This window comes from Streptomyces sp. NBC_00727 (assembly GCF_045161745.1).
GTDB lineage: Bacteria > Actinomycetota > Actinomycetes > Streptomycetales > Streptomycetaceae > Streptomyces.
In genome coordinates this window covers 6,732,057-6,746,071 of sequence record NZ_CP108981.1, presented here as the reverse complement: position 1 = coordinate 6,746,071, position 14,015 = coordinate 6,732,057, and the positions used below count along the sequence as shown (strand labels likewise).

At 72.1% G+C, this 14,015-nt stretch carries 14 protein-coding genes and 1 pseudogene; 2 read left to right on the top strand and 13 right to left on the bottom strand.

What is annotated here, in order from left to right; all coding sequences use genetic code 11:
• Positions 1-25: 25 nt before the first annotated feature.
• From OG242_RS30355 to OG242_RS30320, 8 genes are read right to left on the bottom strand one after another with little or no spacing between them, the layout of a single operon-like run.
• Positions 26-646: an SIS domain-containing protein gene (locus tag OG242_RS30355; protein ID WP_405901203.1), complete on the bottom strand. Its 621-nt coding sequence runs from the start codon at positions 644-646 to the stop codon at positions 26-28.
• Complete coding sequence (locus OG242_RS30350; RefSeq protein WP_405901202.1) at positions 643-1,884, bottom strand: glycosyltransferase; 1,242 nt, start codon at positions 1,882-1,884, stop codon at positions 643-645. Before OG242_RS30350 ends, OG242_RS30355 begins: the two co-directional genes overlap by 4 nt.
• Positions 1,881-2,843 carry a glycosyltransferase gene (locus OG242_RS30345; protein ID WP_405901201.1) on the bottom strand — a complete coding sequence of 321 codons (963 nt, stop codon included), beginning with the start codon at positions 2,841-2,843 and terminating at the stop codon, positions 1,881-1,883. Before OG242_RS30345 ends, OG242_RS30350 begins: the two co-directional genes overlap by 4 nt.
• Positions 2,840-3,847 carry a glycosyltransferase family 9 protein gene (locus OG242_RS30340; protein WP_405901200.1) on the bottom strand — a complete coding sequence of 336 codons (1,008 nt, stop codon included), beginning with the start codon at positions 3,845-3,847 and terminating at the stop codon, positions 2,840-2,842. The genes OG242_RS30345 and OG242_RS30340 overlap by 4 nt, the downstream gene beginning before the upstream one ends.
• Entirely contained in the window at positions 3,844-4,452 is a 609-nt protein-coding gene (locus OG242_RS30335) for a D-glycero-alpha-D-manno-heptose-1,7-bisphosphate 7-phosphatase (protein WP_405901199.1), read from the bottom strand. Before OG242_RS30335 ends, OG242_RS30340 begins: the two co-directional genes overlap by 4 nt.
• On the bottom strand, positions 4,449-5,504 hold the full coding sequence (locus tag OG242_RS30330; protein WP_405901198.1) for a glycosyltransferase family 2 protein: 1,056 nt from the start codon (positions 5,502-5,504) through the stop codon (positions 4,449-4,451). The genes OG242_RS30335 and OG242_RS30330 overlap by 4 nt, the downstream gene beginning before the upstream one ends.
• Positions 5,501-7,135 (bottom strand): carbamoyltransferase, encoded by a 1,635-nt coding sequence (locus OG242_RS30325; protein WP_405901197.1) that lies wholly within the window; start codon positions 7,133-7,135, stop codon positions 5,501-5,503. The genes OG242_RS30330 and OG242_RS30325 overlap by 4 nt, the downstream gene beginning before the upstream one ends.
• A 12-nt stretch (positions 7,136-7,147) precedes the next feature.
• On the bottom strand, positions 7,148-8,164 hold the full coding sequence (locus OG242_RS30320; protein WP_405901196.1) for an NAD-dependent epimerase/dehydratase family protein: 1,017 nt from the start codon (positions 8,162-8,164) through the stop codon (positions 7,148-7,150).
• A gap of 192 nt (positions 8,165-8,356) precedes the next feature.
• On the opposite strand from OG242_RS30320, the gene OG242_RS30315 reads away from it, so the two are divergent.
• Entirely contained in the window at positions 8,357-9,253 is an 897-nt protein-coding gene (locus OG242_RS30315; RefSeq protein ID WP_405901195.1) for a polysaccharide pyruvyl transferase family protein, read from the top strand.
• 85 nt (positions 9,254-9,338) lie between these two features.
• Here the strand turns inward: OG242_RS30315 and OG242_RS30310 are convergent.
• The 3 genes and pseudogenes from OG242_RS30310 to OG242_RS30300 all read right to left on the bottom strand — a co-directional run.
• Positions 9,339-9,619, bottom strand: a pseudogene (locus OG242_RS30310) (SDR family oxidoreductase); the annotation flags it as partial.
• Between the two features lie 98 nt (positions 9,620-9,717).
• Entirely contained in the window at positions 9,718-10,872 is a 1,155-nt protein-coding gene (locus OG242_RS30305; protein ID WP_405901194.1) for a Rieske 2Fe-2S domain-containing protein, read from the bottom strand.
• A 232-nt stretch (positions 10,873-11,104) separates the two neighbouring features.
• On the bottom strand, positions 11,105-11,770 hold the full coding sequence (locus tag OG242_RS30300) for a deoxynucleoside kinase (RefSeq protein ID WP_405901193.1): 666 nt from the start codon (positions 11,768-11,770) through the stop codon (positions 11,105-11,107).
• 276 nt (positions 11,771-12,046) lie between these two features.
• Here OG242_RS30300 and OG242_RS30295 point away from each other — a divergent pair, with 276 nt between their 5' ends.
• A complete protein-coding gene (locus tag OG242_RS30295) occupies positions 12,047-12,961 on the top strand; it encodes an SDR family oxidoreductase (protein WP_405901192.1) in 915 nt (304 codons plus the stop codon).
• A 96-nt stretch (positions 12,962-13,057) separates the two neighbouring features.
• Here OG242_RS30295 and OG242_RS30290 read toward each other — a convergent pair whose 3' ends face one another.
• Both OG242_RS30290 and OG242_RS30285 read right to left on the bottom strand, forming a co-directional pair.
• Complete coding sequence (locus tag OG242_RS30290; RefSeq protein WP_405901191.1) at positions 13,058-13,258, bottom strand: hypothetical protein; 201 nt, start codon at positions 13,256-13,258, stop codon at positions 13,058-13,060.
• Positions 13,258-14,001, bottom strand: coding sequence for an SRPBCC domain-containing protein (locus OG242_RS30285; RefSeq protein WP_405901190.1), 744 nt, complete (start codon positions 13,999-14,001; stop codon positions 13,258-13,260). Before OG242_RS30285 ends, OG242_RS30290 begins: the two co-directional genes overlap by 1 nt.
• Positions 14,002-14,015 lie beyond the last annotated feature (14 nt).

The following is a 14,015-nucleotide window of genomic DNA, read 5'->3' as shown; positions in this document are numbered from 1 at the left end:
AGGCGTCCTCCTCGGCCGGGGTGCTTCATGAGGCGTCCTCCTCGGCCGGGGTGCCCGCCATGGGGCGGCGGGCGGTGCGGGCGGCGATCTCGCGGTCGAAGCTCTCGCAGATCATGTGGACGGCGACGAGGTGCAGTTCCTGCACGGTGGCCGATCCGGCGGCCTCGACGCACAGCGACTCGTCGCTCGTCGCGGCCAGCGGGTTGGGCTCGGGCCCGGTGAGGGACCAGACGGGCATGCCGATGCGCATGGCCTCCTGGGCGGCCTCCAGCAGGTTGGCGCTGGCGCCGCTGGTGGACAGGAGCATGAGGACGTCGCCAGGGCGGCCGTGGGCGCAGGTCTGCCGGGCGAACACCTCGTGGACGCCGTAGTCGTTGGCGATGGCCGTGGTCGACGAGGTGTCGGCGTGCAGGGCGATCGCCGAGTAGGCGGGGCGGTCGTCGCGGTAGCGGCCGACGAGTTCGGCGGTCAGGTGCTGGGCCTGGGCGGCGCTCCCGCCGTTGCCGGCGACGAGGAGCCGCCCGCCGTCGGAGAGGACGCGGGCCAGGGACTTGCCCCAGCGCTCCGTGACCCCGGCGGCGCGGCGGAAGGCGGGGAGGGCGCGGGCGAGGTCGTCGCAGTGCTGGCCGGGGGCGATCAGCTTCATCGTGCCACCTCCGAGGGCTGGGGGGTGCGGACGAGTTCGGCGTAGACGCGGGAGACGCCGTCGGTCACCTCGTCCCAGGTGAAACGGGCGAGCGCGTGGGTGCGGCCGGCGGCTCCGTAGCGGGCGCGCCGGTCGGGGTCGTCGAGGAGGCCGCGGATGGTGGCGGCGAGGTCGTGGCCCTCCTCGTCGGTGGGCGGTACGAGCGTCCCGGTCACGCCGTCGACGACGGTGTCCAGCTGTCCGCCGACGGCGGTGGCCACGACCGGGGTGCCGCAGGCCATCGCCTCGATGGGGACGATGCCGAACGGTTCGTAGCGGGGCAGGGACAGGAGCAGGTCGGCGCTGGACATGAGATGGGGCATCAGGTCCTGCGGTACGCAGCCGAGCAGCCTGACCCGCTCGGCGACCCCGTACTCGGCGGCGACCTTGCGCAGCCGTTCGGCCTCCGGGTCGGCGAACAGGAGCGGGGCGTCGGGTCCGCCGGCGATGAGCAGTTCGGCGTCGGGGACGCCGGCGAGGGCCTTGACCGCGCGGTCGAAGCCCTTGCGGGGGACGAGCCGGCCGACGGACAGCAGCCGGTGCGGGGCGCCGGGCGGCCGGTCGGCGAGGGGTACCGGGGAGAAGTGCTCGGTGTCGACGCCGCAGGGCACGACGCTGATCCTGGCGCGCGGGATGCCCATGGCGGTCAGTTCGTTGAGCTCGTCGGCGCAGGTCGCGATGATCCGGTGGGCCTCACGGCCGATCCGGGTCTCGATGTCGACGCGCTCGGGCGGGCTGGTGTCCTCGCCGCCCTGGTGACGCCTCTTCACCGTGCCGAGGGCGTGGTAGGTCTGGACGACGGGGGCTCCGGCCTCCCTGGCCCCGGCGAGCGCGGCCATGCCGGACATCCAGAAGTGGGCGTGCACGACGTCGGGGCGGTTGAGCCGCCAGAGCCTGGCCAGGTAGGCGCCGAACTCCGGCATCCAGGCGAGCAGGTCGTCCTTCGGTACGGGGGCGGGCGGCCCGGCCGGTACGTGCACGACCTTCACACCCGACTCGGTCCGTACGAGGGTCGGTTTGTCGGGCCGGTCGCGGCGGGTGTAGACGGTGACGTCGTGTCCCCTGCGGGCCAGGCATCCGGCCAGCTGGGCCACGTACACGTTCTGTCCGCCGGCGTCGGGACCGCCGAGTTCGGCGAGCGGGCTGGCGTGTTCGGACACCAGGGCGATCCGTGCGGGTCGCGGCATGGGCTGCGTCATCGCGTGACCTCTTTCATGAGACGGTCCCAGTCGTCCAGGAAGCGCTGGACCCCGTACCTGTCCCCGGCCGCCTCTCTCGCCCGGCGGCCGGTGTCCTCGGCGTGGGCGGGGTCGGCGACGAAGCGGCGCAGGGCGTGGTTGAGTACCTCGGGCCGGTTGGAGACGACTCCGGCGCCGGGCGGCACCGCTTCGCGCACTTCCGTGGTGCCGAGCGCGACCACGGGCATGCCGAGAAACATGGCTTCCAGCAGGGAGAGCCCGAGCGAGGTCCACCGCACCGGATGCAGGTAGACCCGGCGGCGGGCCATGGCCCGGTGGAGCTCGTCCTGCGGGAGGTCGTAGGTGCGGCACCGGTCCTCGGTCAGCTCCAGGTGGGCCGCGAGTCCCCGCGTACGCATGCCGAAGACGTCCAGGGGGACGGCGCCGGCGAAGGCGGGCAGCAGGTCGGTGCCGGTGGTACGGCCGCGCCGCACGGGCTCGTTGACGACGACGGCGGCCCGGGGTTCGGTGCCCGTCCACAGGGGTCCTGGGTCGATGATGCCGTGTTCGATGACGCCGGTGGGGGCGCGGCCGTTGTCCCACATCAGGCGGTTGAAGTGGGTGACGTGCACCACGGGGATGTCGGACCGGTCGGCGAGCGTGTGCCGGGTGTCCACGGGCGTCTCGTGCGGGCTGTTGTGCTCGACGTACACGGCGGGGACGTCCTTGCCCGGGCGTCTGCCGGTCCAGGCGTGGACGAGTTCGATCTCATGCGGGCGTTGCAGGACGACCAGGTCGATCTCGGCGCCGCGCAGCTCGTCGGGGGTCCGTTCCCGTACGGAGGCGGGCCAGGTCCAGGTCCGGGCGCGGCCTAGGCCGTCGGGTCCCCGGTCGGGGGTGACCGGCACCAGGTAGGTGTGCGGCCCCTGGACGAAGGAGGTCAGCCACGAGCCGTGGACGTGCCAGATGAGGATGTTCATCCGTTCTCCTTCCGGAGCTTGTGCACCGCGCTCACCACGTCGTGTGCGGTGACGCCGTTGAGGCAGGGGTGGCCCGGCACCGGGCAGTGCAGGGCCCTGGTGTCGGCGCACGGGGCGCGCTGGTCGCCGAGGAGTACGACGGGCACGCCGAAGGGCGCCCAGCGGGAGGCGGGCACGACGGGCGCGAAGAGCGAGACCACCGGGGTGCCGACGGCGGCGGCGAGGTGGGCGGGCCCGGTGTTGCCGCTGACCAGGGCGTCGGCGTGGCGCAGGACTCCGGCGAGGGTGCGGGGGCTGGTGCGTCCGCCGAGGTCCACGGCCACGTCGCCGCTGACGAGCCGGGTCAGGTCGGTCTCCGCCGGTCCTCCGGTGACGACGACGCGGTGTCCGGCGTCGGCCAGCTGCTGGACTGCCTCGGCGTGCCTGCCGGGGTCCCAGGCCCTGGCGGGGGCGCTGGCGCCGGGGTGGACGACGACGTAGGGGCCGTTGCCGGTGAGCGCGGCGGTGTCGGGCGGCGGCAGGACGCGCAGCCGGCCGTCGTCGCCCGCGGGGAGGGCGAAGCCCATGGCGACGGCCAGGTCGAGGGCCGCTTCGGCCTCGTGCCGGCCGGGAAGGCGGTGATGGCGTACGTCGAGCAGCCGGCCGGGGTGGTCGACGCTGTCGGCGCCGATCCGGGCGACCCCCGCCATGCGCAGCAAGAGCGCCATTGGCAGGGGGCTCTGGTGAAACGACGTCAGCACGAGTGCGGTGTCGAACGCACTCCGGCGCAAGGTGGTGAGGAGGCCGGGTACGTCCGCCTCGTCGACGGGCGGCGGGTTGGTGCCCTCCCAGGGCGCCTGCCAGACGACGACCTCGTCCACGCCGGGGAGCATCCGGGCGGCGGGCTCCCCCAGCGGCCCGCAGACCATGGTGACGTGTGCGGCAGCGTTGGCGGCCGCCCGGACGGCCGGCCCGGCGAGGAGCACGTCGCCGAAGCTGTCGAGTCGTACGACGAGCGCTCTCATACGGTCCGCCCGTCGGTACGGGTGGCGGCCCCGGCCGGGACGGGACGCGCCAGCAGGCGGCGGACAGCGGTGAGGAGGTCGGGCGCGGGGTGGGTCTCCGCCCGGGTCTCCTCGGGCCTGGTCCGCGCGTTGGGTACGAGAATGCCTTCGGCGCCGGCGGCCCGGGCGGCGTGCACGTCGGCCGCGATGTCGCCGATGACGACGCAGTCGTCGGGGCGGACGCCGAGGCGCCGGGCGGCCTCGGTCACCAGGCCGGGCAGGGGTTTGCGGCAGGCGCAGCCCTCGTCGGGGCGGTGCGGGCAGTAGAGCCAGACGTCGAAGGGACCGGTGAGTTCGTCGACCCGGGCGTTGACCCGGCGGACGTCCTCATGGGTGAGCAGACCCCGTCCGATGCCGGACTGGTTGCTGACGACGCCGGTGGGGATGCCCGCCTCGCACAGCAGCCGTACGGCGTCGGCGGCGCCGGGGACGGGCCGGACCAGGTCCGGGTCACCGTTGTACGGGACGTCGTGGACGAGGGTGCCGTCCCGGTCGAAGAGCACGGCGGCCGGCCGGGCGAGCGGCGGCCCGCCGGACGGCGCCGTGCGGCAGGGCCGGGCGCTCATCCGGTGCCTCCCCAGGCGGCGGCACGGCGGTGGCGTACGCCGCCCGTGCACCGGTGCAGGACCGCGAGCGGCGGGATGACCACGCTGGTGCCGAGCATGGTGGCGACCTCCGCGGCGGTGCGGGGCCCGGGGGCTATGCGGGCCCAGGCGAACTCGGCGGTGCCGGCGGCCCACAGGGTGCCCGCGACCGCCGCCGCCCGGCGCCGTCCGGCCAGGGCCAGCACGGCCGCGCCGAGGCCGGCGGCGGTGACGGCGAGGTGGCCGGGCAGCCGGCCCCTCGGGGCGTCGGCCCTGGTCCACCAGTCCGGTCCGTGGAGGCGGTTCATCAGAGCGTCGTCGGCGTTGCCCCGCTGGGTGCGCACGGAGACCCAGCGGTCGGCGGGGCGTACGGGGTGCAGGGTGGAGCGCGTGCCGCGGGCGAGGGTCCAGCCGCCGCTCATCAGGCGGAGGGCGAGGTCGGCGTCCTCCCGGAAGGCGCGCGGGAAGCGCTCGTCGAACCCGCCGGCCCGCCGTACCGTCTCCGTGCGGTAGGCCATGTCGGCGGTGGCCCAGGCGGCGTCCTCCAGACCCGCGGTGCAGCGCTCCCAGTCGGTGGGCCTGCGGTCGTCGGGCAGCGGAACGGTCAGCCTGCCCTGCACCCCGGCGATGCCGGGCCCGGCCTGCGCCAGGTCGTGGGCGAGCAGGGCCCCCCAGCCGGGGCGCACCTGTACGTCGTCGTCGAGGAAGACGGCCCACGGCGTGGCGACGCGGCGCAGTCCGGCGTTGCGGGCCGCCGCCGGGCCCCGGCCGCCCGTGACGAGGACGGTGATCCGGTCCGCGAGCGGTCCGGCCGCGGTCAGGTCGAGCGGGGTGTCCGCGTCGCGGCGGTCGTCGACGAGGAAGACCTCGCGCGGCGGCGGGACGGCCTCCTCGGCGAGCGCCCGCAGGCAGGCGCCGAGGCAGGGGCGGCCGATGGTCGGCACGACCACGGAGTACGGGTCGGCGCCCGGCACGTCCCGGGCCTCGTCCGGCGCGGCGGTCGTCACGCGTTCTTCCCGGTCTCCGGCCGTCATGTGAACGCCTTCGAACGGCGGACGATGAACGGGCCGATCGCCAGCAGGTCGACGGGGGCCGAGCCGAAGCACTCCAGCGCCTCGCGGGGGTGGTCGACCATGGGCCTGCCGGCCGTGTTGAGGCTGGTGTTGACGACGACCGGGAGGCCGGTGCGTTCCTCGAACGCCGTGAGCATCCGGGCGACCAGGGGTTCCGAGGCCGCGTCCACGGTCTGGATGCGCGCCGTGCCGTCCACGTGGACGACGGCGGGGATGCGGGGCTTCCACTCCCCGGCGACCTCGTGGACGAAGAGCATGTACGGGCTGGGCACGGGTCCGTCGAAGAGTTCGGCGGCGCGTTCGGCCAGCACCATGGGGGCCACCGGCCGGAACTCCTCGCGCCCCTTGACCGCGTTGAGCCGCTCCAGGTTCTCGGCGCGCCCGGGGTGGGCGAGCAGGGAGCGGTGGCCGAGCGCGCGGGGGCCGAATTCGCTGCGCCCCTGGAACCAGGCGACGATGCCGTCCTGCGCCAGTTCCTCGGCGACGGCGGCGGCGACGTCCTCGGGCTCCTCGTAGGGCAGCGCCGCCGTTTCCAGCATGCGGCGCAGTTCGTCGTCGCTCCAGCCCCGGCCGAGGGCGGCGGTCGTCATGGGGGTGACCGGGCCGTGCTCGGCGGAGACGTGGAGTGCGGCGCCCAGCGAGGTGCCGGCGTCACCGGCGGCCGGCTGCACCCACACCTCGTCGAAGGGGCCTTCCCGGTGGAGGCGCGCGTTGGCGACGCAGTTCAGGGCGACACCGCCGGCGAGCGCCAGGCGGGTGGCGCCGGTGCGTTCGTGGAGCCAGGAGGCCAGGTGGAGGACGGTCTCCTCCAGGCACCGCTGGGCGCTGGCCGCGAGGTCGGCGTGCTGCTCGCTGTACGGGCCGCCGGGCCGGCGCGCCGGTGCGAACTCGCTCCAGGGGATGCCGGAAGCCCGGAATCCGCCGCCGTCGGTGTGGTGGACGTACTCGGCAAGGTGCTGGGCGAAGACCGGCTTCCCGTACGAGGCAAGAGCCATCACCTTGAACTCGTCGCTGCTGCGCAGGAATCCGAGGTGCTCGGTGAGCTCCTCGTAGAAGAGGCCCAGCGATTCGGGCAGCGGCTGGGTGCTGAGGATTTCCAGGGCGCCGCCCCGGTAGTGGCCGGCGAGCTGGGAGGCGCACTCGCCGCGCCCGTCGAGCACCAGCACCGCGCGGTCGCCGGGTGGGGCGGCGAGCCCGGCGGACGCGGCGTGCGCCACGTGGTGGGGGACGAAGCGGACCTTGGCCGGGTCGAGGCCGGGCAGGGCCTCGGCGAGGAACTCGGGGGCGCGCCGTGCGTAGGTCTGGCGCAGCTCGTCCCAGGGGTCGTCGAGGCCCATCTGCTCGGCGGGGCGCGCCAGTCGAGGGTCGTAGGAGTAGGCGACCGCGTCCAGGTCGGCGGCTTCCAGACCGGCCGTCTCCAGGCACCAGCGCGCGGAGAGTTCGGGCAGTTCCCATGCGGAGAACGGCACCGGGCGCTTCCCGTGCTTGCGTCGGCTGAACCGTTCCTCCTCGGCCGCGGCGACGGTCTTCCCGTCGATGACCAGAGCGGCCGACGGATCGTGGAAAAGGGCGTTGATTCCGAGCACGCGCATGCGCTGGCTCCTTCAGAAATCGCGGACCGGGAGATCGGCGGGGGAATCGTCCGGTGCGCCGGAGAGCGAGACGAAGAACGCGATGGTTCGTTCCAGGCCTTCCTCCCAGGAAACGCGCGGTTCCCAGCCGAACATCTCCCGCACCAGGGTCGTGTCGGGACGCCGCCGCTCGGGATCGTCGACGGGCCGGTCGATGTAGTCGATCCGGCTGCCGGAACTGGTCAGTTTGACGATCCGGCGGGCGATTTCCCGTACGGTCGTCTCGTCGCTGCCGCCGATGTTCACCGGTCGCACGGATTTGCTCGCGGCCACGCTCAGCACGCCGTCGATGGTGTCGTCGACATAGCACAGGGACCTGGTCTGGCTTCCGTCCCCGGCGACGGTGAGCGGTTCTCCGGCGAGTGCCTGGCTGATGAAAGTCGGCACGGCCCGGCCGTCATGGGCGCGCATTCGGGGACCGTACGTATTGAACAGCCGGACGATTCCCGCGTTGGTGCCCTTCGCTGCGGCGTGGGCGGTCACCAGCGCTTCGGAGAACCGCTTGGATTCGTCGTACACGCTGCGCGGTCCCACGGGGTTCACATTGCCCCAGTAGTCCTCGCGCTGCGGGTGCACCAGCGGGTCCCCGTAGACCTCGGAGGTCGAGGCGAGCAGCAGCCGCGCTCCGTCCCGGGCCGCGATGCCGAGCATGTTGCGCGTGCCGAGGCTGCCGACGTCCAGCGTTTCCAGCGGCATTCTCAGATAGTCGGCGGGCGAGGCCGGACAGGCGAAATGCAGGACCACGTCGTAGGGCCCGGCCAATTCCGGTGCGCAGGACGGGTCGGAGATGTCCAGGCGGACGAATCGGAAGCCGTCCCGCCCTTCGAGATGCGCGATGTTCCGCAGCGATCCCGAGGCGAGGTTGTCGGCGCAGTCGACCGCCGCTCCCCCGGCCAGCAGGCGTTCGCACAAATGCGAGCCGAGGAAACCGGCACCGCCCGTCACCAAGGCGCGCTGCCAGGGTATCCGCTCGGGTTCCGAGGACGTCATGTGCCCCATCTCCTTTCAGGGAGCCGGGAGTTCCGGAACGCACGGCTGATGATCGTCGTACGTGACCGCCGTTTCCGGCGATCATCGAGTCGCGTTCCTGCCACTCGCTACTCCCCATGGATCCTGCCGGAGTAATTCGCCCGCGCATCTACGGGACTACCGTTGGGATGAATCCAGGAACAGGAGACGCCCATGAGCGAGGACCTGGCCGGTGTTCTGGACCGGCTCCTCCGGCCGCGCAGCGCGACCGGCTGTGTGCTGGTCACCGGATGGTTCAGCTTCCCGGACGGCGAGGTGACCGCCGGTGACTTCCTCGCCGAGCAGGCGGTGACCGACGCGCTGGGCCGTTTGGGTGTCCCCTATGAGTCGGCCTGGAGTCCGCACTTCGCTCCGGGAGCCCTGACCCTGGAGGAGGCGTCGCCCGAGCGGTACGAGCAGGTGCTCTTCGTCTGCGGTCCGGTCCACGGGGACCAGCTCACCCGCCTGCACGCGCGCTACGCGTCGTGCAGGCGGACCGCGATCGGGGTGAGCGTGGTCGACGCCGACACCCCGGCGGTACGGGGGTTCGACCGGGTCGTGCCCCGCGACCGCGACGGGGAGGGGCACCTCGCCGACCTGGCGCTGTCCGCCCGCCCCCGGCCGGACAAGCCCGTGGTGGGCGTCGCGCTCACGCATGGCCAGGGCGAGTACGGGCCCCGGCGCGCGCACGACCGGGTCGCCGAGACCCTGTACGCCTGGCTGCCCACGAAGGACTGCGCCCGGGTGACGGCGGAGACCCGGCTGGCCCACGACGACTGGCAGCTGTGCCGGACCGCCGACCAGTTCCTCTCGCTGGTCGGCCGGCTGGACCTCGTGGTCACGGACCGGCTGCACGGGATGGTGCTGGCGCTGAGCATGGGTGTCCCGGCGCTGGTGGTGGACCCGGTACGCGGCGGGGCCAAGGTGTCCGCGCAAGCGAGGGTGGTGCGGTGGCCGGCGGTGATCCCGGCCGAGGCGCTGTCCGCGCGGGCGCTCGACGACGGGTGGACGTGGTGTCTGTCCGCCGCCGGGAAGGCGGCCGCCGAGCGCCGGCGCGCGCTGTTCTCCTAGGTCCTGTCTGGAGTTCCCCCGCGACGTCGCGGGAGAACTCCAGACAGGACCTAGACGCCGCTGGACGCCGTTCGGAGCCGCCGCCTCAGTTCGCCTGGCCGATCGGCCGGACCACCAGCGTGTTCACGTCCACGCCGCGCGGCTGCGAGATCGCCCGGACGAGCGTGTCCACCAAGCTCCTCGGCGGAGATCATCGGACCGGCCGCCGCCGGGCCGCTCGTCCCAGAACGGGGTGAGCACGCGTCCGGGCGCGATCAGCGTCGTACCGACGCCGTACCTGGTGGTCAGCATGCGGACGTTCTCCGCGAGGCCGGTCACCGCGAACTTCGTCATCGAGTACAGGTTGCCGGGCGTGTTCTTCAACCCCAGTCCGCCGCGTCCCCCTCGCCCGGTCGCGGCGACCCGGTGGCCGAGGCCGAGCAGGTGGTGCACGCTCTCCGCGCACCACCGGAGCTCGGCGTCGTCTACCCGCAGACGCCGGCCGCGCCCCCGGGGCAGGCGGCGGGCGCGGTGCCACGTGGGCCCGCGGAGGTGGACAGAGGGACACCGTTGGCGCGCAGGGTTTCGCGTACGTCCAGGATCAGGGAGAAGACCTCGTGGTTGCGGTCTTCGCCCTGTTCCTCCCACGCCCGCTGTTCCGCCTCGACCGCCATGCGGTCCTGCGCGAAAATGCGCTCGGTGAAGCGCCTGATGAGTGGCGCGGCCAGGCTGAGTGCGCCCGGAACGCGGGGTTTCTTGATCATGAGGAGCCCGTAGACGTTGCAGGCGCGCTGGTCGGCACCCATGGGCACGTACGCCGCCCAGAGGCTGAAGACGGGCTGATCAGCACCTTCCGGTACGAGATCGAGGGTCTGGTACGGATACTCGGTGCGGATGGTCATCACGTCGCTGGAGCCGCCTGCGATGCCTTCGGCCGCCAGCATGCTGGCGCCGGCATTGCGCTTCCCGCCGGTGTGGGTGAACAGGTACCTGGCCTCCACCGAACGGGCACCGCTCCGGTGGCCGAGGAGTTCGGGACGGAGCCGCCCGACGACACCCTGGTGCAGGAACTGGTGGTTCATGTCCAGCAGGTTCTCGTGCATGAACGAGTAGTGGCAGCGAACCATCCGCGAGTACGTCAGCGTCTTGTAGCCGGGCGAGCCGTAGGCGGGCAACTCCGGCAACGCTGTGGCATGCGCCCTGTCCGGGTCGCCGGGGAAGAGGAAGACCAAGCCGTACGCCTCACGCACGGGATAGCTGCGAACGCCCCGGGGAGGCCTGCGGTCGTCCTTGGACAGGTACGGAATCTGCGAGATGCGGCCGTCGCCCCGGTAGGCCCACGCGTGATAGCGGCAGCGCAGGACCTCGCCTTCCACGACGCCCATGCTCAGCGGGACCTGCCGGTGCGCACACCGGTCCTCGAGGGCGTGTACGGCGCCGCTCTTCCCGCGGTAGAGCGCGAGGCGCTCCCCGGCGAACGCGGCCGCGACCGCCTTCCCGGCGCGCACATCCTTGGCCCGCGCCACGGGGTACCAGTAGTTTGGATCCGCGCCGACACGGCGCAGATCCACCGCCTCGGAGGGGTCCTGGCTGATCGGCGCCCGATCGGTCCCGACCGTGCCCGCATCGGTCTCGTTCATGCTTCTCCCTCACAGATGAGCCGCCCCCTCATCCTGGCCGTGCTCGCTCGGGCTGCCCTTTCAAGCGCGTCCGGTCAAGTGAACGGTCCGGGGCGAGCCGTCGCCGCGGGCCTGCGCGCCTCGCAGCCGCATCAGCCGGACGTTGACGGTGTCCGTCCGCGGCTTCGTCCAGTCGCCCGGGTCACCGGCCATGACGCACCCGGCGCTCGCCGGAGGTCCCCGTACCTCCGCGTCAGAGACGCCGGGCCCTCGCGACGGACAGGGCGTCCACGACCTCCCCGACGACGCGCTCCGCGTCCTCGGGACTGTTCACGACATCGGTTCTGTTCATGTCGATCACGAGGACGTCGCTGGCGGAATAGTGCTCGCGCACCCAGTCGTCGTATCCGGACCACAGTGTCCGGTAGTACTCGACGAGACCCTCGTCCTGCTCGAAGTCGCGCCCTCGCAGACCGATGCGGCGCAGCACCGTCTCGAAGTCCGCCCTGAGATACACCATGAGATCCGGCGCCTTGCGGTACGGCAGGCCGTCGATCTCTCGCATCATCTCCGCGAGCAGCCCCTCGTACACCTGCATCTCCAGGGAACTGATCCTGCCGAGGTCGTGGTTGACCTTGGCGAAGTACCAGTCCTCGTAGATCGACCGGTCAAGGACGTTGTCGTCCTGCCGGTACGCCTCCTTGATCGCTGCGAATCGTGTCTGCAGGAAGTAGAGCTGCAGCAGGAAGGGATAGCGCCTCGCCTCTATCTCCTCGGGGGCGGCCGTGTAGAAGAGCGGCAGGATCGGGTTGTCCTCCACGCTCTCGTAGAAGACCTTGCTCCCCAGCTCTTTGGCGATCAGCTCGGCCACACTCGTCTTGCCGATACCGATCATGCCGCCGACGCAGATCACTGCCATACCTCGCTTCTTTCCCGGGCGCCGTCAGCGGGGCGCGAGGCGATCTGGCACTCCTCTCCCGGGACGTCCGAAGGGATCATATCGGCGGGCGGCGGCAGCCGGATCCAGGCATTTGTGCCGACCGTCCGGCCTACGGGCTTGATCCCGCGCAGGCCGCCCGGGAAGCCCGGTGAGCCTGCCGGGTTCGTGCTGCTTCCGTTTGCCCACCGGCTTCCGCGGCAAGGCGATGACCGGCAAGGAGAAACAGCGCCCTTCGGGGCATGGGAGGACTTTTCCATGGACGCCGACATCAGCCCGGACGGGGCAGGTCCGCAGATCACCTCGGAGCCCGTACCGCCCTATCCCGAGCAGGGCCAACAGCCCCCCCCCGGCCTCGAACGGGACATGGATCCGGCGCCCCGCTACCGGGCGACGCGATACCGGGCGGCCGGCAAGCTGAGCGGCAAGGTGGCGTTGATCACGGGCGGGGACTCGGGCATCGGCCGGGCCGTCGCCGTGCTGTACGCGCGTGAGGGCGCGGACGTCGCCGTGGTCCACCTGCCGCGGGAACGGTCCGACGCGGAGGAGACCCGCCGTGCCGTGACGCAGGAAGGCCGTAGGTGTTTGCTGCTCTCCGGTGACCTGGCCGAACCGTCGTTCTGCCGGGAGGTGGTAGAGCAGACGGTGCGCGAGCTGGGCGGCCTGAACATCCTCGTGAACAACGCCGCTCACCTGAACAGCCAACTGGATCTGACGCAGCTTTCGTACGAGGACTGGGACCGGTCCTTCAAGGTCAACGTGTACGCCTACTTCCATCTGGTGCAGGCCGCGCGTCCGCATCTCAAAGCCGGGGACGCCATCATCGCCACCGCTTCGGAAGAAGCCCTCAAGGGCAGCGACACCATGATCGACTACGCCGCCTCCAAGGCGGCCCTGGTCAACTTCACCAAGTCGATCGCCTCCCACCTGGTCAAGGACGGCATCCGAGCGAACGTGGTGGCACCCGGCCCCACCTGGACGGTGCTCAATGTGGCCGACCCCAACATGCCCACGGACGATCTCGCCCGACTGGGCAGCGAGGACCCCCTGGGACGCGTGGCACAGCCCGAGGAGATCGCGCCCGCGTACGTCTATCTGGCCTCGGACGCCGACTCCAGCTACACCGTCGGCGAGGTCATCGCCGTCACAGGCGGCCTGACCAACACCCGTTGATGCGGCGGCCTGATAACGACGGCGGCCTGGACTGCGGAACGCTCCGCCCGGTGACCGGCGTGATCCGGTCCGTGCGGCAGGGCTGTGCCGGGCCGGCTACCAGCCGCGGCTCGGCTGCACCGGGCCGAGCTTCGCGGTGAGCGCCGCGAAGAAGGCCGGGATTCTGTCGACCATCGCCTTGGGGACCGGCGTGGACCGGACGGTGCCCGTACTCACGTCCTCCACGACGAGGGAGTACGTGCCGTTGTCCTCGATGAGTTCGGCAGCGAACAGCAGCGTCTGCGTGGAGGTTTCCATCAGCGCTCCTGCGAGGGTTCGTTGAGCCACGCCGACCATACTTCGGTGGCGTGCTGTTCGTCGGCGTCCTCGGCGAACAGATGGTGTCCGAGCCAGATCGGTACGTTCCAGGTGCTGCCGTTGAAGAACCGGTACAGCGCCTCCGGGCCGCGCAGGCCGACGAAGTCGGTGCTGAGCCAGTCGACGGTCACCTCCACCGGCTCGGGGGCCAGGAGCGTGAACCGGTCGCCGACTGCCGCGTCATCGGCGAGACCGAGGCGTCGGCGCACGGCGGCGAAGTCGGCCGGATCGGCGGTCGGTTCGGGGCGGTGGGCCGGTACGTACACGGCGCGGCGCCCGGCGAAATGGCGGAGGTATTCCGTCAGGGCGTGCTGGTGGAAGTCGACGTACTTTTCGGCCACGTCCGTCTTGGCGTCCCAGTTCCAGGCGTCGTCCACGACGCCCGTGTGCACCCAGTGGATGCCCATGCGCAGGTGGCTCGTGCCGCCGTCGCCCGGTTCGACGCGGTAGCTGAGCGTGTTGGAGAACCCGCCGTCCTGCGTGGCCCGGAGCGCGAGGTGGTGCGGCGGCTCCCAGGTCATGACGGTGGCATCGCCCCGGGTGACCTTTCCGCCGACGCGCGGTTCGATCTCCATCGGGTAGAGCCAGCCGAGGTTCCCGGCGGCGGTGGCGACCGCGTCCCACACCTGCTCGGGTGCGACGGGCAGGTCCTGCTCCCTGCGGACTCGGAATTCTCGGGCCATCGTCGGTGCTGCTC